We start from the raw sequence: 19,808 nt of genomic DNA on the forward strand, positions 1-19,808 counted from the left end.
CTCTGGGGTAAAATGACCGGACACTGATTAAAAACATTAAAATTTCAGGAGTGTCCCCCATGGCAGACTATCAGGCACCTCTCCGTGATATGCGCTTTGTAATGTACGAAGTGTTCAACACCGACAAGCGATGGAGTCAGTGGCCTGCTACCCAGGAAGTGGTTGATCGTGAAACGGCTGATGCTTTCCTGGAAGAAGGTGCCAAACTGGCTGCGAGAACAGTGGCTCCTCTCAACCGGGAAGGTGATGAGGAAGGTTGCCACTGGAGTGAAGAAGGCGTTACCACTCCGAAAGGCTATAAAGAAGCCTATCGGTTGTTTTCAGAAGCTGGTTTGACAGGCATCGCCGGCAATCCCGAGTATGGTGGTATCGGGATGCCAAAAGCACTGAGTGCACAATTTGATGAAATGTTCAGCAGTGCCAGCCTGGCCTTTATCCTCTACCCGAGCCTGACATCCGGTTCTGCGCTGGCGATTGATGCCCACGCCAGCGAAGAGCTTAAGTCCCTTTATCTTCCCAGACTCTATTCCGGCGAATGGACGGGAGCTATGTGCCTGACTGAGTCACACAGTGGAACAGACCTGGGTATAATCAGAACCCGGGCGGAAGATAATGGTGACGGTTCCTACAACATTACCGGCACCAAGATTTTCATTACTGCCGGTGAGCATGATCTGACAGAAAACATCATTTATCTGGTTCTGGCCAAATTGCCCGATGCACCTGCCGGACCCAAAGGTATTTCCATGTTCCTGGTACCCAAGGTAAATGTGAATGAAGATGGGACTCTGGCAGATAGAAACCAGGTTCACTGTGGTTCTCTGGAACACAAAATGGGGATCAAGGGTTCAGCCACCTGTGTCATGAACTTTGATGGCGCCAAAGGTTACCTGGTGGGAGATCTTAACAAGGGTCTTAACGCTATGTTCACCATGATGAACTATGAGCGACTCTTTGTGGGTATTCAGGGACTGGGCACCAGTGAAATGTCTTATCAGTCAGCCCTCGAATATGCTCTGGACAGAGTTCAGGGCCGGGCAGCTACCGGTCCGCAACAGCCCGAAAAGGCTGCCGATCCGATCATTGTGCATGGCGATGTTCGAAGAATGCTGCTTAACATGAAAGCTCTGAACGAGGGTGGGCGAGCTTTTTCAACCTATGTCGCGAATCTGCTGGATACAGCCAAGTTCAGCCCGGATGAAACAGAAAGAAACCAGGCTTCAGATCAGGTGGGCCTGTTGACCCCCGTTGTGAAAGCGTTCCTGACCGATATGGGCCTTGAAAGCTGTGTTTCCGGTCAGCAGGTATTTGGTGGTCATGGTTACATCCGTGAGTGGGGCCAGGAGCAACTGGTCAGGGATGTTCGTATTGCCCAGATTTATGAAGGTACCAATGGCATTCAGGCACTGGATCTGCTGGGTCGCAAGATCGCTATGAATGGTGGTGCCTCATTCAAACAATTTGCCGCTAATATCAGGAGCTTTATTGCTGAGGGACAAAGCGATGAGTTCACTGCTCCTCTGGAAACAGCTCTGGTCAAACTTGAGACCCTGACAGATGATCTGCTGAGTCAGGCTGCCAATGATCCGAATGTGATTAACTCCAGCTGTAATGATTATCTGCATGCATTCTCGTACGTTGCTTACGCCTGGATGTGGGCGATGATGGCAAGAGAAGCTCAAGTCAAGTTGTCAGCAGGCACTCAGGAAGATGATTTTTATCGGGCAAAGATTATTACTGCCCGATACTTTTACCAGCGTTTATTGCCCAGAATGGAAGGTTTACTTGTTTCTGCGGCTTCTGGAACAGAAGCGCTTTATGAATTGTCGGCTGAGCAATTTTGATAGCGAATAATTCCCTTATTTAACCAATAAATAAAGCCTTTCTTCACTCGGGTGTTGAAAGGCTTTTTCATATTAATTCAAGTTTGTAAATCAATTGAAAGACCCATAACGCTATTCTTTATTTCAGCTGATTTTGCATTCTTGGGTAATTGTCTATGATTAAAGTACTGGGCCATTAATCTACATGGAATGTAGATGCAGGGACGCAAAATAATGAGCAGGATGCTCACACGGAGTCAGCCCGGAATTCATTAACCTCGCATTGCGAGGTTTTTTTCTTTGGTGCGCCGAGTATGGCGCGTAGCGCCAACTGGCAGTCGATTCCGGAAAAATTGACTATGGCTCAGAGTGATTTAAGTGCCTCAGTGGTTTTAATCAAAGCCTCTTCGAGTTCAGGGATTAAGTGAATGGCATCGGATAGCTTATTATCTTTACCCATTTTTTCGATTTCCAGTGCAATACCAGCCAGCAAGGATGCACCAAAGTTATTACTACTGGATTTTAAGGTGTGAGCCGCTCGAATCATAATCTGTAAGTCTGCTTCTTTTGAAGCATTTTGAATGTCTTTCAACAGTGATGGGGCGTCTTCAAGATAGCTTTCAACAAGGGTGTCAAATTCCTCTTCCATGATGTCTTTCAGGGTATTCAGGGTGGCCATATCCAGAATCGGGTCTTGATCTTCTGTTTCAAGGCTGTCTTCTGGCTCAAGGCTATCTTCTCGCTCAAGGCTGTCTTCTGTTTCTATCTTTTTGGAAACAGGTTTAATATCTGATTCGAAATCATTGTCATCAAGATCATTAATCAGCCATTGGCTCAGTTTCTCTTTGAGGGTATCGGTCTTAATGGGCTTGCTCAGATAATCGTCCATGCCGGATGCCAGACATTTCTCTCTGTCTCCCTGCATAGCATTGGCCGTCATGGCAATAATGGGAGTGCGTGGCAGGTTATGAAGACTTTCTCGCTTTCTTATCAGACCGGTGGCTTCATAGCCGCTCATTTCCGGCATCTGGCAGTCCATGAGTATCAGATCATATGCCTGATTATGGCTCATACTGACTGCTTCATTGCCATCTGCTGCAATGTCAGTTTGATTTAATCCAATTTTTTTAAGCATACTGACAGCGACTTTCTGGTTAACCTGGTTGTCCTCAACCAGAAGAATTCGGATGTGATGACTGAAGGCATTATCCTCGACAGTCACTTCTGTGTAGTCTTCCGGAGCATGACTGATATTTTCAGGCTCGAGTGTCTGAGAGTCAGATACATTCAGATCCAGAACAAATGAGAACGTGGAGCCCAGGTTCAAGGCACTGGATACTTCGACGTCACTGCCCATCAGCTCCAATAACTGTCTGGATATAGTGAGCCCCAGACCTGTTCCACCAAACTTGCGGGTGGTGCTTCCGTCAGCCTGGGTAAAGGCTGAGAACAGATTGGTCAGTACATCGGGTGCGATACCAATACCGGTGTCTTTTACTGAAAATTCCACTTTGACCCGGTTTTCCCTGGCTTCCAACATATTCAGTCGGACAATCACCTCACCTTCTTCAGTAAACTTGACAGCATTACCCACAAGATTGGTGAGTACCTGTCTCAGTCGTACCGGATCTCCCTGCAAAATAGCAGGTAGATCTACATCGGTATAACAGCTTAAATCCAGACCTTTTTCTCTGGCTTCTCCTGCCAGAAGGGCACAGATATCCTCAGCGATCTCTGCAGGGTTCATGTTAATGGATTCAATATCCATCTTTCCTGCTTCAATTTTGGAAAAGTCGAGGATGTTGTTAATGATCAGCAGCAACACATCTGCGGAGTTATAGGCAGTCTCCAGAAAGTCCTGCTGTGCTGGATTAAGGTGTGTATCTTTTAACAACTCCAGCATACCCAGAACGCCATTCATAGGCGTGCGGATTTCATGACTCATATTGGCGAGAAAAGCGCTTTTAGCCTTGGCTGCTTCAAGGGCTGCTTCCTTGGCTTCATGCAGTTCAGAAATATTATCTTTAAGTTCACGGTTGGCACTGTGTAACTCTCTGGTTCTTTCGGCAACAGAAGCTTCGAGATTTTCGCGATGTTGTTGCAGTCTCTTGTCCCGTTCTTTTATCTGCATCAGCATTTCGTTGAAGCAGTCGTACAGCTGACCAATCTCATCGTTATCAAATTTTTGAACCTGATGATCATACTGTTCGTTTTTGGTCATCTGGGAGATGGTGTTGGCTAGCTCAGTAATGGGTTTAGCCAGTAATCTCTGCAGTTTTGAGGCAAGCATCGAGGTCAGAATGATAGAGATCAGGGCGGCTAACAAGGCTAAAAAAAGATTTTCAGTCAGTTCTATATACAGAGGAGACAGATCACCCTGAATGTAGATAGCGCCAATCAATTGTTGATCGAGAACAATGGGGCGGTACAAGTGCAGACGGGTACTGGTGAAAAGAGTAACCGGACGTTCAGGCTCTTTTATTGAGAAGGCCCAGGGACTTTGATTGGAACGATGATAGGCAGCAATCTCTTCACCGTCAGCACTTAAAAGAAAAGCAGATTGAACATGGGGAGCGCTGCCAAAACCGGTTAACAGTTTTTTGGCAGAGTTTTCATCCCCAAAAAGCAGAGCGGCATGAGCATTGGAACCTACAACTTCTGCCAGGGTTTCCATATGTTCAACCAGAGAGGCCCGAGACTTCATAAGATCGCTGATACTTTGAATGGACAAAGTTACCAGAAGTACCGCATACGCCGTGATGAGCATGGCATAACGCAGTTTTCGCTTGATAGGCAGATTTCTGAACGTCACCATGACTGATTGTTTGACTGAAAAAGGTTTTCATCCCGAATGGGATGAAAACGAGTGATTAATTTTTTTCGTTTGGCTTTTTTACTCAATGACTTTGGCCAGACTTTTTAGTTGAGAGCTGATCTTCAGACCCGATTTATCCACAGAGGATTTGTTGATGGTGAAGTTGATCTTCTTTCCCTTCCGAGCCAAACCAATTAATCCACCCTGCTCAGCAAATGAACGACTGTCACTGATGGTTAGAATAGGCTTGCCATTAAGACTACGGGTCATTTTTGTAGAGGATGCCTGGTCAATGCTGTGGATATACAGAATATCGCACAGCTTATCCACAGGCGCATTCAAATCTTTTCGGGTGACAGAAAGGCGTCTGCCCATACTGTTTTTACGGTTAATTTTTACCAACTCACTATTAATCGAACCTTCTCCAATAATACAGAGAGTGAGGCTTTGCTTTTTCTTCGGCCAGCTCACGAATTTGGTAATTTTATAAACAATGGCTGTTTTGACCCTGTCTTCTGGTGTGCCAGCTTTGACTGCAGTGCTAAAGAACATCCCCGACAAACTGGCCGTTATCAACAGCAGTCTTATGTTTGATTTGATCATGTTGATTGGCATCGGCATGAAGTTATCCTCCTTCATCCGATTAAAATTGCCAGCGAATCTGGGCGTACCATGATTCCTGGGTTTCTGTTGGTGCCATACCACTTAGTGGTTCGTAGAACTCCCGGTGGTGATTCCTGAAGAGATTCTGTCCCACAATTGAGAACTCAAGACCATCCCCAAACTTTTTCGCGACTCGCATATCCAGCGATGTGTTGGCGCCGATATTGGCATTCTTCAAGTTGTCCATGTAGCGGACCCAGAAATCAAAATACCACTGATTAGGCAGGTTCATCGTGGATCGAATGTTTGCTGTGTGGGAGGCGCTCAGATCTTCGACAATTACTTCATTGACTCTCAGGATGCTGGTTCTTTCCTTATTTGGCCATGCATCGACCTGGAGCCAGCTGTAATTAAACTGAAGTTTCCACCAGTCTTTTGCCTGCCAGTCCGCTACAACTTCCATTCCGTAGGTTCTTACATCAAGTCCATTGATGAGAGTGGCCGGGATTTCGAAGAAGCCGAGGGAAGGATCAGTGTTGGAGCACAGGTTTTGCAGTGAAAGGAGTGGAAAGGTAGAGCTACCGTTGGGGCACTGATTAATGTCAACATAGGCAATGATATCTTCGTACTGATTGTAAAACGCAGTAATATCGAGACGAAAGCTATTACTAAATTGTTCACGGTAACCTACTTCCAGAGCGGTCAGTTTTTCTGACTTCAGGTCTGGATTACCTTTGATCGGAATCACGTATTTAACAGGACTGGTATCATCAATCGTAATACCGTCAGTCTGTAATGCGGTCTCACTGATGGAGGGGGTTTTTACCGCCTGAGACAGAGCCGTCCAGAAAGTCCTGTTTTCAGTGGGCTTCCAGGTTAACCGAGCGTTAGGCTGAACCTCATAGCCTGTGAAACTGTTGTGCTCGAAACGTGAGCTGAGGGTGAAGGTCCACTGGTCATTGAGCGTGATGTCATCCTGGATAAAGGCACTGAATAACTCTGTTTTTTTCGAGTCTTTGCCTTCAAGCAGAAACATATAGGGGGTGTTTTCTACCTCGTACCAGGTGGTTCTGTAGCCGAGTCCCCAGACCAGATCGTGCTTGCCCCAGAACTGATAGTAGTGCTGAAACTCAAAATCAACCGTGTCACGTTTTTCAGCAATCCGGTAATCAAAGTTCTGGTAGTTATCGTAGATCGCTCTGAAGGAGAAATCATGAGTTTCACTCAGAGTTCTTTTCCAATAAGCGCCCAGATTTCCACCACGTTGATCCCGACTGAGCCCCTCAACAATAAATCCGTTAGTCAGTTGAGGGAAGAGTGCCTGAGATTGGTCTAACAGGCGCAAGGGAGGTCGGGTGGTTCCCTCGTAAAGGTCTCCCTGAACTGTCATCTCTGAGTCAGAGGTTGTTTTCCACTCTGATTTGAAACCGGCTCTGCGCATATTCCAGTCATCAGAGGTATCTTTACCTTCAGCATCAACCTGACCATCTCGTTCGAAGGCTTTCGCATAAACACGGTAGAAACCGGTTTCCCCAAACTCGCCACCATGACGATAGGCTCCGAAGGTCTTTTCCTGAGTGCCTGCGCCGGCTGAAATCAGGTTCCCCTGGGTGTCTGCTGCTTTCTTGGTAATGACGTTAATGACACCGTTGACGGCATTGGCTCCCCAGAGAGCTGCACCGGGTCCCCGGATAACCTCGATCCGGTCGATGTCTTCCATCATAGTGTCCTGAACATCCCAGTTCACTCCAGAAAACAGCGGCGAGTAAACGGTTCTGCCATCAATCAGAACCAGCAGTTTGTTGGCGAAGATGTAGTTAAATCCGCGGGTACTGATTGACCAGGTATTGGCGTTCAGTTTTGCCACCTGCATGCCCGGCACCATTCTCAGGGCTTCTGGAATGGAAGTGACGCCGCTGCGACGAAGGTCTTCATTGGTGATGACATAGATAGCGGCAGCGGAATCCATCAGACGCTGCTTTTTTCGGGATACCGACGTGACATCTGGAATCTCCATGGAAATCAGCTCTTCAAGGCTGAGTTCAAAAAGATCCTCGTCTTCCTGTGATTCGGCGATAGCCTGACTGCCTGCGAAAATACATGAGGCCAGCAGTGTGGGTAGAAATTTAGTGTTCAAGGTTCCGCTCCGTGGATTTAAATCCCAACACTGCTGAAGTTGAAGATTCAAAAAAAAGGTCTTCTTTAAACCCTAGCTGACCTGTAGAAATTTGAATTGGAAAAGCCGGATTCTACACATTGGGCAGACAAAGGTGCTTTCTAAGGGATAAAGGGTACAGGCCCGACAGGGCCTGCAATTGGCCATTTATTCGTCTCTGGCATCCAGTACAGCAGCACCGGCATTCAGGATACCTGCGCCACAACGACGGGTATTACAGGTGCCACCAGAAAAAGGACGAGCATTGAGTTTAATGATTTCTTCCACTCTGGCCGGTGTGATACTGGGGTTGACTGAGTAGATGAGCGCTGCGACTCCGGCAACATGGGGGGTGGCCATGCTGGTACCCTGATAATACTCGTAATTATCCCGGGTAGCCGATGTGGCACCCGCATTGGCTGTAGAAAGGATACCGTTTCCGTAATAGCGAGTCTCTCCACCAGGTGCTGAAATATCCACATGACTGCCAAAGTTTGAATACCAGCTGCGGTTGCCGCTGCGATTAATAGCACCCACTGTAATCACATTTTGACAGTTGGCTGGCGTGACATAAGCGGCGTTGGTGTTTTCATTACCCGCTGCGACAACGACGGTCACCCCGGCATTGACCACTTCATTGATGGCATTTTGATAACTGCGGGGGCAGCCGTAGGAATAACCACCCAGACTCATATTAAGGACTTTTACCGGGTTGTTATTACGAGTCATGCCGTAAACATCCAGTCCGGCTGCCCAGCGCATGGCATCAATAATATCTGAGGTGTAACCGCCGCATCGGCCCAGGGCGCGCAGAGGCATGATTTTGGCATTCCAGGCAACACCCGCCACGCCAGTGCTGTTGTTTGATTCTGCCGCAATGGTGCCGGAGACGTGGGTTCCATGCCAGCTGCTCTCGGTGGGAGACGATGGCACCGGTTCTCCATTGGCATAGCCACAGGCTCCGGCTGAAGTGACAGCATCGCCTGAATCAGTGGCATTAGTGTCACGGCCGCCACCGTCATTGGCCATCCACGCCTGTGATATGAAATCATGGCCTGATACTACATTGCCATCCAGGTCCTTGTGATAGACGATGCCAGTATCTATAACGCCCACAACAACATTCGCACCTGTTGTCGTATTCCAGGCGGCGGGCAGATTAATGCCTGCTGTGGATTCAAAATAATGCCATTGCTCGTTGTAGCGTGAATCATTGGGCACGCGCATGATTTGCATAATGTAGTCTGGTTCAGCGAAGGCAATCTGAGGATCGTCTTCCAGACCCTCTGCCAGTGCCTGGACCTCATTAATGTTCAGGCTGCTGCCAATCTCAAGAATGTCTTTCTGCTTACCCGCAGCAACACCAAAGGAGCCATAACTGACTCCCTGCTTGATGAATGCCATGGCATTGCCTTCGGTGGGTTTGGGGTGATATTTAACAATGATTCGGTCGGTAACCTGACGGGGAGCTGTCGCGTTTTCTATTTCCTGGCTCGAGGCCATCAGGGGAGTGAATCCGAGAAAAGTCAGTATTAAAGCAATCCTTGCTTTCATGGCGAGATATCCTTACCTCTGGTTATTATTGGCGTGGTTCAAATCAGTATGGTTGAAGATAAACAGCACGACACAGTATCTTCAAAAGAAGTGTCAGCCGCTCTGTAGTTATCTTCATTAATTTCTACTGAGCTTGGAGAGGCCGTTGATAAAGTGGCTGAAGGTTAGCCGACTATTTTTGTAGCTCCATAGATATTCGATTTAGAGATATAAATTCTCCAATAAATGGCAAAAATTACTATATAATTTAACTGAACGGTGCCAGCAGAAAAGCAGCCTTTATCTGGGATTGCAGAAGTTCTCTCAGAGAAGTCTATCGAGTTCTTTTTATCAGTATCTACTCTTTCGACTGGGATGGCTGAATCGGTGCCAGCGATTTCGCTCAACTTTCTTCCTGGTGTTGTATCAACAATGGAAGCATGAGCGGAAGCTTTTCAGGCAATATCCGGATACGGAGTCATTGTCCGCAGGGAGGCGAGGATGATCCGCACTGCTTATTATGAAAATGCCACTGTTTCTAATCCTGAAGCTATTTTTATAGCCTGGTGTGAACGGCATTTTTTGCTCATGGCTGTATTAGCCCTGATGTTACTGTTCAGTTGCAATGCCATTGCTGACAAGAACATTTATACCGGCTGGTTCAGTAATAAAGCCGTCAGTGGTTACGATACGGTAGCTTACTTTACGGAAGCAAAAGCCGTTAAGGGCAACGCCCGGTTCAAATACAAGTACATGGGGGTAGAGTGGTACTTTTCCTCAGAAAAACACCTGAAGATTTTCAAGAAATCGCCCGATAAATATCGGCCTCAATACGGCGGTTACTGTGCCTGGGCTGTCGCTGAGAAAAAGCAAAGAGCACCGGGTGATCCGAATTATTGGAAAATTGTGGATAATAAGTTGTATCTGAATTATGACGCAGACATTCAGGGAAAGTGGCTGAAGGATATACCGGGCTTTATCAAGCTGGGTGATACGAACTGGCCAACAATGATGGCTCATTAATCCAGGCAGCGCATGATTCAACAGCGAGGTCCTGGTATCTCGCTCATTTCTCAAATGCATATCGTCACAGTGTCTTCACATTCTGTTCACTGAATTGTCATCTGCCCTACGGGTGTTGTGAATCAGTCATTGCTTTGGTGGATTCTTCAGTGCGGGCTCGATGCTGTCTGGTGGAGGTAGCTACACCAAAATTGACGGGCAGGCTGACCCCCTCCTGCGTCAGTATCAGGGCGATCAAGGCGAGATGATGGGTGGTATGATTCTGCAGAAAGAGCAGCTCTCTTATAATGCTGCTGCTGGTTTCAATGGGACTTCCCGAGTTCGTGACAGCCACCACTGACACGGTTTCGGGATAATGTGACATATCCTGGCTACCGAGCAGGATGTGGAGATTTTTCAGGTAGTCCATGGCCTGTTCTATTGACTCTTCCAGCAATTGATTCCGGGGACGATTGTCATAATCAATAGCACCGTAATCGAGCCCTTTGAAAAAGCAATGATAGAACTCAATAATGTGCCTGACATGGGTACCTACTGAACTCGACGATAGAGATGTGCTCTTTTTATATTGCTCTACGGAGAGATGGAGGAGCACTGACTCCAGCTCAGAGAGCGTGTTGATATTAAACTGGCGGGCATCGGTCAGTGTCATGATGATTCCAGATTATTTTTATCGCAGATTTGGTTAGTCTGTCATAGTGTCAGGTTCTTTGTATAGGTTCTAAACATGAGTCATGTCAACACAATGTGTTCGTCTTGAATGAAACATTGGCGAAGCCATAGTTTCTGGTTAGAATGCCTACCTTGATAAAAACTACAGCCTTTTCGACTACCTTCCAGATAATTGTGCGTTGCCGTCAGTCAGTGGCCGGCCTTGCGACTGGTAGCCGCTGAAAAGAATCAAATTGTTAAGTGACCAGAGGAGTTTTCGATGAGCAGCATTCCATCCGAACTGCGTTATGTACGTTCCCACGAGTGGATCCGAATCGAAGAAGACGGTACTGCCACTGTCGGTATTACCGATCACGCCCAGGAAGCTCTGGGTGATGTTGTGTTCGTTGAGCTGCCAGAAGTGGGGTCTATTCTGGCTGCTGAAGATGAAGCGGGTGTGGTTGAGTCCGTAAAAGCCGCTTCTGACCTCTATGCACCCATCTCTGGTGAAGTTATTGCCATTAACGAAGCGCTGGAAGAGGCACCTGAAACAGTGAACGGCGCACCCTACGATGAAGGTTGGTTCTTCAAGGTCAAGATCACCGACGAAGGTCAGCTGAGCGAACTTTTGGACGCTGAAGCCTACTCAGAATTCGTAGAGTCCGAGGCCTGATACAGGGCCGGGTTTGACGTTTCAAAATGAATGATGATCAGCTGCTGCGCTACAGCCGACAAATACTTTTGCCTCAGATCGATATTGAGGGGCAGGAGCGCCTGCTCAACGCCCATATAGTGATTGTTGGTATTGGCGGGTTGGGCTGTCCGGCAGCCATGTATCTTGCAGCAGCCGGAATCGGAAGACTGACTCTTATTGACCCGGATGTGGTGGATGCCACCAACCTGCAAAGACAAATTGCCTTCTCTACCGATGATATCGGACAATTTAAAGTGCATGCAGCGGCGGCAAGAATCAGCGCCATGAACCCGGGTGTTGAACTAGACCTCATTCCCAAAAAGCTTACAGAGCAGGAATTACTGAGTCTGCTGGAGAACAGCGATCTGGTTCTTGATGCTACTGATAACTTTGACAGCCGATTCATGGTGAATCGTTGCAGCGTTCGTTTGGGAGTGCCACTGGTCACGGGTGCAGCTATTCGCCTTAATGGCCAGTTAACGGTATTTGATCGCTGGCAGGAAAATGCACCTTGTTATCGTTGCCTTTACCCAGAAAAAGTAGCTGAAGAACTCAGCTGTTCGGAATCAGGCATTCTGGGACCTGTAGTGGGAACGATCGGTACCATGCAGGCACTGGAGGCGGTCAAGCTTCTAACAGGAGCGGGTAAGACATTGAATGGCAGACTGTTGATGTTTGATGCTGCCAGTATGGAATGGCAAAGCCTTCAGCTGATTGCCGATCCGGATTGTCCGGTGTGTGGCCAGGGAGAGAAGAAGGGCTGAGAGTTTCAGCCCTGATAGTTTTTCACTTCACTGAGCAGACGTTTTTTGTGCTCATTGTCCAGTTCATTCCAGTGGGCCCCGATTAAAGCACCTTCCATTGCATAAAGCAGTACTTTTGATACTTTAAAGCCTCTGTCTCTGACTTTGCAGTAGGCTGCCACGGCGCCTACTTCATGAAGCTGTTCAAGAGTTCGAATACCCACAGCGTTAAGCCACTGCACTGAAGTTTTACCAAGATTTTTTAATTCGATCAGGTCAGTTGCCATACCGGTTTTCCAAATCGTCCCAAGCGTCCATGGAGGGTGTGCTTGATATTTTTCTGAAAGTCAGAGGGAAATTTCTTTTAATGAGTTTAATGATAGACGAGTCTTTGAGGCTGCTCAGAAAACGGCAGCCGAAGAGGGAAAAATAGATCAATTCAATTCAATTGAATCGACAGGTCAGTGAGCAGTTTTTCACGCCAATGCTTACAGGTTGTATTGAGTACTATAGTGTGCTCTTTTTCCTGATCCGAGAGCGGTTCCTCCCACTGACGCTGCTGTTTGATCAGACCCAAGGTCGCCTCGGAAGCGTCGGTGTTGTTGAATTGACGTTTAATAATTCGGCGTTTAAGAACATCGTCGGGTGCCATACATTTGACAATAAAATAAGGGTATTGAAGTTCGATGGCAGGCTGGCAACATAACGCCCTTTCCTGAAATTTGAGAGAAGCGCCATCAATAACAACAGAAATACCCTGATTCAACAGAGAGCGAGCGGCTTCCTGAATGGTCAAATAAGTTTTTTGGGTGGCGTCCTGTGTATAAATACTCAGCCCGGCTTCATGGCTCGATGCTTCAGGCTTGAGACCAAATAATCTTTTCCGCTCGATATCTGTTCTCAGCATGATGCAGTTGGCGTGTTTCACCAGTTCCCGACCTGCTGATGTTTTTCCGGAACCCGATAGTCCCTGCATAATGGCAAGAAATGGTTTTTTAGTCTGGCAATAGCTTTCAGCCAAATTGGCATACAGGCGATATTCAGCAAGCGCTTGTGATGTCAGTTGATCGTTAAGATCATCATACGATCGGAGCAAGACGATCCTGGCTTGAACCAGCGCTTGGTAGACCCTGTAAAAACTTAATAAACCCAGGCCCCGAAAGTCCCCGCTGATATCCATATATTTATTAACGACAAAAAAAGTTAACTCAGAGAGCCCTCTGGCATCCATATTCACACAGAGGAAGCCAAGATCAGCCATGGAGTCGGTGCCGCCCTCCCGTTCTCGAATCAGGGGCCGCAATGCTTGATAGCGGTCCGAGGACCACTTTTCCACTCTGGCAAGCTGCGCAATATCTTCTTCCTGATCCAGCAAAGGTCTTATCTGATCGAAGTTTTGAGCTACCGGAAACCAGACGTGCTCTTCAGAGCCAGGGTGCTGATGGGTGGTAATGACTTCAATTTCCTGATGAAAATAAGCCAGTTGCACGGCCATATCCAGCAAAGGTTCGAGAGTTAATTGTCCCGATAAGCTGAGGGCGTCCAGCCAGTTCTCCTTTAGAAATGGGGGCATCGCTATAACATTCGATAGATTGGGAATGGTCACTGAGTATAGACAGAGGGCTTGACTAAAGCCTCAATAAAGGAAAATTAAACGCAGGGGTTGTGGTAAACATCATAACTGGAAGCAATACTTTTTACTGATTGCGCCGTGGGAAAGTAATCCGAGATAAAAACACGGCAAACCATAGAGCTATTGCGGAAAGCTATGGCGTATAATCTCGCACCATGGTCACAAAGAAAAAAACACCGTCCCGAGGCAAGCAGTCGTCAGGACGAAAGAAGAAAGCCCAGAATGCAGGGGGGCTCAGGCGCTGGTTTCCGGTTCTGGTAAAGCTGGGAGTAGTCGGCCTGATTTTGCTTGCTGCCTATTCGGTTTATCTGGACGCTGTTGTTACTCAAAAGTTTGAAGGCAAGAAATGGGCGATTCCTGCCCAGGTGTATTCTCGCCCTCTGGAGCTTTATGAGGGACAGCTCCTCAACCCGAATGAGCTGCAGGCTCAACTTCGCCGCCAGGGTTATCAGGCCGTCAGAGATGTCAGGCGACCCGGTACCTTTGCCCGCTCCGGGAATCGTTTCACTATTTACAGCAGGGGTTTTCATTTCCCGGATGGTGCTGAACCTTCCCGTTATGCCAGTGTCGTATTTTCTGGTAATGAAGTCGTCAGTCTTAGAGGAAAAGCCGCCGAAAATATTCCATTGCTAAGATTGGACCCTCAACTGATAGGAGGCATTTATCCCTCAACCTTTGAGGATCGCATTCTTATCCGAGAATCCCAGGCACCAAAGCATCTGACCAAAGCCTTGTTAGCGATAGAAGACAAGAATTTTTATGACCACTGGGGGATTTCACCGAGCTCGATAGCCAGAGCATTTCTGGTCAATCTGAGAGCAGGAGGGGTCGTACAGGGCGGCAGTACACTGACTCAGCAGCTGGTCAAAAACTTTTATTTGAGCAATGAACGAACCCTGACCCGAAAAATCAATGAAGCGATCATGTCGGTGCTACTGGACTTTCATTATTCTAAAGATGACATTCTGGAAACCTATTTGAATGAAGTATACCTGGGGCAGCACGGTCGGCGGGCTATCCACGGCTTTGGTCTGGCCAGTCATTTCTACTTTGCCCAGCCCATTCAGGAGCTGAGCACTGCCCGTGTTGCTCTGCTGGTGGGGTTGGTGAAAGGTCCCTCCTATTACGATCCAAGACGTTTTCCCGAAAGGGCAAAGGAACGCAGAAATCTGGTACTCGATGTGATGGCAGATGAAGGCGTTGTGTCTCGCTCTGAAGCTGAACGATCCAAAAAACTGCCTTTGGGCGTTGTGACCCGTGAACAGCTTAATACCAGTGCTTATCCCGCGTACATTGATATGGTGAAAAAACAGCTCAGGGAAGATTACGACGAACGTGATCTTACTTCGGAAGGCCTCAGAATTTTTACCAATATGGACCCCATTATCCAGCGTTTTGCCCAGGCAAGTATGACTGATACTGTGGATCAACTTGAAAAAGATAATCCTGATCTGCAGGGAGCCATGGTGGTGACCTCCGCCCAGACCGGCGATCTTCTGGCGGTAGTAGGCGACAAAAATCCGGGTTATGTCGGTTTTAACCGGGCTCTGGATGCACGGCGCCCTGTAGGCTCATTGCTTAAGCCAGCAATCTATCTGACGGGGCTGGAGCAGCCTTCGCGCTATACGTTAACGACACCTGTCAATGATTCTCCTATCCAGGTAGATGACGGACAGGGCGGACTCTGGAAGCCTGCCAATTACGATAGCAAGTCCAGAGGCATAGTGCCTTTGCAAGAGGCACTGAGCAGGTCTTACAATCAGGCGGCAATCCAGACCGGTATGGCTCTGGGTCTGAATAATGTTCTGAACACTATTGAGCGTTTGGGGATTGAGAAAAACCTGCCACCCTATCCCTCCGTCATGTTGGGAGCCGCATCCCTTTCCCTTATGGATGTTGCCTCCATGTACCAGACCATCGCCAGTGGCGGCTTCAGGATGCCATTGCGGGCCATTGATGCGGTAGTGGATGCCCGTGGTCAACCCCTGAGGCGCTACAGTCTCTCGGTTGAGAGAGCTTTCGACTCTGCTCCTATGGAGCTTTTGCGACATGCCATGGGTCAGGTCATGAGAGAAGGTACCGGGCGTCGTGCATACTGGAGTATCAGTCAGGATATTCAGTTAGCAGGAAAGAGTGGCACCACCAATGACCTGAGAGACAGCTGGTTTGCGGGTTTTACCGGAAATCTGATGGCAGTGGCCTGGTTAGGGAATGACGACAACAGTCCGACCAACCTGACTGGCAGTAGTGGTGCTCTCAGAGTCTGGACACGTCTTATGCAACAGGTGCCAATCAAGTCGGTGCAGCCTTTGAACAGTGAACAGATTGAGTACGTCTGGACAAAACCAGCAGAAAATGTAAGAACAGGGAAGCGCTGTGAGGGAGCGGTAAAAGTCCCTTACATTAAGGGTTCAGAGCCTGAGGATTATCAGGGTTGCGGTCGAACCGTGATTGAGCCCGCCAAGACTCTGTTTGATTCTATAAAATCATGGTTTGAGTGAATGCCTGTAGCGAGACAAAAGTGAAACGATTAATACCTCTGCTCTTTGCAGTAATCTTAACAGGGTGTGCTGGTATAAGTCAGGTGACGTATATGCCACCCTCAGATGTAGAAACTACTTCTCCTCATGGGAGTCGAACGGATGCTGTTGGTATTCTGCTGGATCAGGCATCGAGTGCCATGGCGGAAAATGATCTGAACACTGCTGAAAGTTCCCTGTCCAGAGCCATGAGAATCAGTCCAACCGATCCATCGGTGTATTTCCTGTTGGCGCAACTCAGGAAAAAACAGGGACATTATGGTCAGGCCCGAGAGCTGGCAGACAGAGCTCTGAGTCTGGGGCCGGAATCAGGTCTTAGACGACAGATTAGTAGCTTTCTGACTTCACTCGATTAAAGCGAACGTATTCAGGGAAGTCGCGTGCACTTATCGTTTGAATCCACCGTTGCATAACCCTCTTTGGAGCGGAGAGGATGTCAATCAATTTTCATAGTAAAATACGGTTTGGGTTTTCATGGTAAAAGACAGTTGATGAGTACAGAAGTAAGAGAACTATTGATAGCTCTTGAAGCAGAGTTAAAAAGACTGGACTGCTGGCAGGCTTCGCCACCTTCAGCTCAGGCGCTGGCCAGTACAACGCCTTTTTGTATGGATACCATGGGATTTACTCAGTGGCTGCAATGGCTGTTTATTCCCCGGGTCCATGCCATTCTTGATCAGGGGGCTGACTTGCCGAAAGGCTCGAACATCAAGCCTTATGCAGAAGAAGCTCTGATGGTGGAGAAAATAGAAGCCACTCATTTACTGGTGCTGGTGGAGCGGTTTGACTGTTTGATGAATTGATTTGGATCGCAGGTCAGATGAATACAGACAAAGCGGCAGACAGTATTCATCTGAAGGACTTTACACCGTCATCAGTCGTCTGACTTCCTTTTCATTCATCTCACTGCCTGCTCCTGACAGTACCAGTTCACCACGATCCAGTACGGCATATTGATCTGCCAGATCCCGGGCAAATTCAAAGTATTGTTCTACCAGCAGTATGGCCATTTCTCCCCTGTCCCTGAGCATTCCTATGACGGATTGAATATCTTTGATGATGGAAGGCTGAATACCTTCGGTTGGTTCATCAAGAATTAATAACTCCGGTTGGGTGACCAGTGCCCGGGCAATAGCCAGTTGCTGTTGTTGGCCACCCGAGAGGTCGCCTCCACGACGATGTCTCATCTCCAGCAAGACAGGAAAAAGGTCGTATATTTCCCGATCAACTCTACGCTGAGGACGCGGCAGACAGGCAAATCCTGTTTCCAGATTTTCCTGAACCGTGAGCAGAGGGAAAATCTGTCGACCCTGGGGTACGTAAGCAATTCCCTGACGGGCCCGCTGGTGTGAAGTCAGATTATTGATGGACTGACCCTTCCAGAGTATCTGCCCGGACGAGGCTGAAACTCGCCCGGCAACAGTATTCATTAATGTGGTTTTACCCACACCGTTGCGACCCATAATACTGGTGACCTGACCTTTATCCGCTGTCAGGGAGACAGACTTCAGTGCCTGACTGGCACCGTAAAAAACATCTATGTTCTGAACTTCAAGCATATTATTCTCCAGCACAGCGCTGCTTTTTGGCCTCAGGCTATCTCCCCAGATAGACGTCGATGACTTTTTGATCTTGCTGAACATGATCCAGCGACCCTTCTGCCAGGACACTGCCTTCGTGGAGTACCAGAACCTTACAGTCAAGCGCTTTGATAAAGGCCATGTCATGCTCGACGACCACGACGCTTCGCTCTTCAGACAATTCTCGAAGCAGGTCAGCGGTTCTGAAGGTTTCTTCATCTGTCATACCGGCTGCAGGCTCATCAATCAGAAGAAGCTCGGGGTCCTGAAGCAATAACATACCGATTTCAAGCCACTGCTTCTGACCGTGAGACAGGGATGCTCCAATAAAGTCACGGCGATCCTGAAGGCGGATTCTGCCGAGTGTTTTGTCAATCTTTCTATGACCCTCTGCAGAAAGAGCTTTGAACATAGACTCAAAAGGTGAACGACGACCTTTAAGAGCCAGCTCCAGATTTTCCCAGACCGTCAGGCTCTCGATGACAGAAGGTTTCTGAAACTTTCGGCCAATTCCCAGATTGGCCACTTCTGCTTCATCGTGTTGGGTGAGATCGATAGAACCTCTTGAAAGCCTTGAGCGGCTCTTGTTAAGCAGTCTTGAGCGGCTCTTGTTAAGCAGCCTTGAGCGGCTCTTATTAAGCAGCCTTGAGCGGTTTTTATTAAACAGCACCTCTCCGCTATCAGGTCGGGTTTTACCAGTGATGACGTCCATCATGGTGCTTTTACCGGCACCATTAGGGCCAATGATGGCCCTGAGTTCACACTGGTTGATTAAAAAAGACAGGCTGTTCAGGGCTTTGAAGCCATCAAAGCTGACTGTCACATTGTCAAGATAGAGAAGAGTGTTATCCGATATATGTTTATCAACCACGATCGGCTACCTCCTGTTCCCGAGTCCGGGCTGATGGTTTCAAAAACTTTTCACGAACTTGACTGAATAAACCAACAACGCCCTTGGGTAACCAGAGTGTTGTGACGACAAACAGTGCACCCAGTGCAAACAGCCAGGCATCGGGCATCGCTCCGGTAAACCAGGTTTTGGCATAATTAACGAGCAGTGCGCCTATGATTGCACCATAGAGTGTTCCTCTGCCACCAACGGCCACCCAGATCACCAGTTCAATAGAGTTGACGGGGGAGAACTCACCCGGATTAATAATGCCTACCTGTGGCACATAAAGTGCGCCTGCAATGCCGGCCAACACAGCAGAAACCACAAAAGCAACCAGCTTGTAATGTTCAACCCGATAACCCATAAAGCGGGTTCTGCTTTCGGCATCTCTGACAGCCATCAGAACTCTTCCGTAACGGGAATTCACCAGCCATCGACAAATCAGGTAGCCCAGTCCCAGGGCCAGCGCTGAAAACATCAACAGAGCGACACGGGTTGTATCACTTTGCAGGCTGAAGCCCAGAATATCTTTAAAGTCGGTCAGGCCATTGTTGCCACCAAAACCGAAATCATTCTGGAAGAACATCAGCATCAGGGCATAAGTCAGTGCCTGAGTAATGATGGACAGATAGACGCCGGTGACCCTGGAACGGAATGCCAGCCAGCCAAACAGGAAAGCGAGAATGCCGGGAACCACAGCCACCATCACAATAGTAAACAAGAAAGAATCAAAACCCTGCCAGTACCAGGGCAGTTCCTGCCAGCTTAAAAACACCATGAAGTCCGGCAGCTCAGGATTGCCATAGACACCACGGTCACCAATCTGACGCATCAGGTACATCCCCATGGCATAGCCACCGAGGGCAAAAAAGGCACCATGGCCGAGACTGAGGATGCCGCAATAACCCCAGACCAGATCGAGAGCCAGGGCCAGAAGGCCGAGACAGAGATATTTTCCAAGCAGCGTGACGGTATAACTGCTGACATGCAGGGCAGAGCCTTCAGGTGCCAGAAGGTTGAGTCCACAGACCATGATGCTAATGACAAAAACCGCGATCAAAAGCCATTTGCCTGCTGGATCGTCGAGAAGAAAACGACTAAGAGGACCTTTTCCATGCATCTT

18 protein-coding genes are annotated in these 19,808 nt (G+C 48.1%); 7 read left to right on the forward strand and 11 right to left on the reverse strand.

What is annotated here, in order from left to right:
* Positions 1-59 precede the first annotated feature (59 nt).
* Positions 60-1,844 carry an acyl-CoA dehydrogenase C-terminal domain-containing protein gene (locus tag ACO6V5_RS22380; protein WP_422139079.1) on the forward strand — a complete coding sequence of 595 codons (1,785 nt, stop codon included), beginning with the start codon at positions 60-62 and terminating at the stop codon, positions 1,842-1,844.
* A 343-nt stretch (positions 1,845-2,187) separates the two neighbouring features.
* Here ACO6V5_RS22380 and ACO6V5_RS22385 read toward each other — a convergent pair whose 3' ends face one another.
* From ACO6V5_RS22385 to ACO6V5_RS22405, 5 genes are all read right to left on the reverse strand, one after another.
* Positions 2,188-4,638 carry an ATP-binding protein gene (locus tag ACO6V5_RS22385; protein WP_422139078.1) on the reverse strand — a complete coding sequence of 817 codons (2,451 nt, stop codon included), beginning with the start codon at positions 4,636-4,638 and terminating at the stop codon, positions 2,188-2,190.
* Between the two features lie 78 nt (positions 4,639-4,716).
* On the reverse strand, positions 4,717-5,259 hold the full coding sequence (locus ACO6V5_RS22390) for a YfiR family protein (RefSeq protein WP_422412364.1): 543 nt from the start codon (positions 5,257-5,259) through the stop codon (positions 4,717-4,719).
* 22 nt (positions 5,260-5,281) lie between these two features.
* Positions 5,282-7,378 (reverse strand): TonB-dependent receptor plug domain-containing protein, encoded by a 2,097-nt coding sequence (locus ACO6V5_RS22395; RefSeq protein ID WP_422139076.1) that lies wholly within the window; start codon positions 7,376-7,378, stop codon positions 5,282-5,284.
* Positions 7,379-7,564: 186 nt separating this feature from the next.
* A complete protein-coding gene (locus tag ACO6V5_RS22400) occupies positions 7,565-8,950 on the reverse strand; it encodes a S8 family peptidase (protein WP_422135569.1) in 1,386 nt (461 codons plus the stop codon).
* 164 nt (positions 8,951-9,114) lie between these two features.
* Positions 9,115-9,336: a hypothetical protein gene (locus ACO6V5_RS22405; protein ID WP_422412362.1), complete on the reverse strand. Its 222-nt coding sequence runs from the start codon at positions 9,334-9,336 to the stop codon at positions 9,115-9,117.
* 94 nt (positions 9,337-9,430) lie between these two features.
* Here ACO6V5_RS22405 and ACO6V5_RS22410 point away from each other — a divergent pair, with 94 nt between their 5' ends.
* Positions 9,431-9,952, forward strand: coding sequence for a YHS domain-containing (seleno)protein (locus tag ACO6V5_RS22410; protein WP_422139075.1), 522 nt, complete (start codon positions 9,431-9,433; stop codon positions 9,950-9,952).
* A 106-nt stretch (positions 9,953-10,058) separates the two neighbouring features.
* Here ACO6V5_RS22410 and ACO6V5_RS22415 read toward each other — a convergent pair whose 3' ends face one another.
* Positions 10,059-10,604 carry a DinB family protein gene (locus tag ACO6V5_RS22415; protein WP_422135566.1) on the reverse strand — a complete coding sequence of 182 codons (546 nt, stop codon included), beginning with the start codon at positions 10,602-10,604 and terminating at the stop codon, positions 10,059-10,061.
* Positions 10,605-10,883: 279 nt separating this feature from the next.
* Here ACO6V5_RS22415 and gcvH point away from each other — a divergent pair, with 279 nt between their 5' ends.
* Entirely contained in the window at positions 10,884-11,276 is a 393-nt protein-coding gene (gene gcvH, locus ACO6V5_RS22420; RefSeq protein WP_422135565.1) for a glycine cleavage system protein GcvH, read from the forward strand.
* Between the two features lie 26 nt (positions 11,277-11,302).
* Positions 11,303-12,061, forward strand: coding sequence for a HesA/MoeB/ThiF family protein (locus ACO6V5_RS22425; RefSeq protein WP_422412359.1), 759 nt, complete (start codon positions 11,303-11,305; stop codon positions 12,059-12,061).
* 5 nt (positions 12,062-12,066) lie between these two features.
* On the opposite strand, the gene ACO6V5_RS22430 is transcribed toward ACO6V5_RS22425, so the two are convergent.
* Positions 12,067-12,327 (reverse strand): TfoX/Sxy family protein, encoded by a 261-nt coding sequence (locus ACO6V5_RS22430; RefSeq protein WP_422135563.1) that lies wholly within the window; start codon positions 12,325-12,327, stop codon positions 12,067-12,069.
* A 152-nt stretch (positions 12,328-12,479) separates the two neighbouring features.
* Positions 12,480-13,613 (reverse strand): AAA family ATPase, encoded by a 1,134-nt coding sequence (locus ACO6V5_RS22435; RefSeq protein ID WP_422412356.1) that lies wholly within the window; start codon positions 13,611-13,613, stop codon positions 12,480-12,482.
* Between the two features lie 215 nt (positions 13,614-13,828).
* Here ACO6V5_RS22435 and mrcB point away from each other — a divergent pair, with 215 nt between their 5' ends.
* From mrcB to ACO6V5_RS22450, 3 genes are all read left to right on the forward strand, one after another.
* Positions 13,829-16,174 carry a penicillin-binding protein 1B gene (gene mrcB / locus ACO6V5_RS22440; RefSeq protein WP_422412354.1) on the forward strand — a complete coding sequence of 782 codons (2,346 nt, stop codon included), beginning with the start codon at positions 13,829-13,831 and terminating at the stop codon, positions 16,172-16,174.
* Positions 16,175-16,266: 92 nt separating this feature from the next.
* Complete coding sequence (locus ACO6V5_RS22445; RefSeq protein WP_422135560.1) at positions 16,267-16,569, forward strand: tetratricopeptide repeat protein; 303 nt, start codon at positions 16,267-16,269, stop codon at positions 16,567-16,569.
* Between the two features lie 135 nt (positions 16,570-16,704).
* A complete protein-coding gene (locus ACO6V5_RS22450; RefSeq protein WP_422135559.1) occupies positions 16,705-17,016 on the forward strand; it encodes a YqcC family protein in 312 nt (103 codons plus the stop codon).
* Positions 17,017-17,076: 60 nt separating this feature from the next.
* Here ACO6V5_RS22450 and urtE read toward each other — a convergent pair whose 3' ends face one another.
* From urtE to urtC, 3 genes are read right to left on the reverse strand one after another with little or no spacing between them, the layout of a single operon-like run.
* On the reverse strand, positions 17,077-17,772 hold the full coding sequence (urtE, locus tag ACO6V5_RS22455) for an urea ABC transporter ATP-binding subunit UrtE (RefSeq protein ID WP_422135558.1): 696 nt from the start codon (positions 17,770-17,772) through the stop codon (positions 17,077-17,079).
* Between the two features lie 37 nt (positions 17,773-17,809).
* A complete protein-coding gene (locus tag ACO6V5_RS22460) occupies positions 17,810-18,664 on the reverse strand; it encodes an ABC transporter ATP-binding protein (RefSeq protein ID WP_422139071.1) in 855 nt (284 codons plus the stop codon).
* A complete protein-coding gene (urtC, locus tag ACO6V5_RS22465) occupies positions 18,657-19,805 on the reverse strand; it encodes an urea ABC transporter permease subunit UrtC (protein WP_422137041.1) in 1,149 nt (382 codons plus the stop codon). Before urtC ends, ACO6V5_RS22460 begins: the two co-directional genes overlap by 8 nt.
* Positions 19,806-19,808 lie beyond the last annotated feature (3 nt).

It is taken from the genome of Endozoicomonas sp. ALD068 (assembly GCF_049310145.1).
Taxonomy (GTDB): Bacteria; Pseudomonadota; Gammaproteobacteria; order Pseudomonadales; family Endozoicomonadaceae; genus Endozoicomonas_A.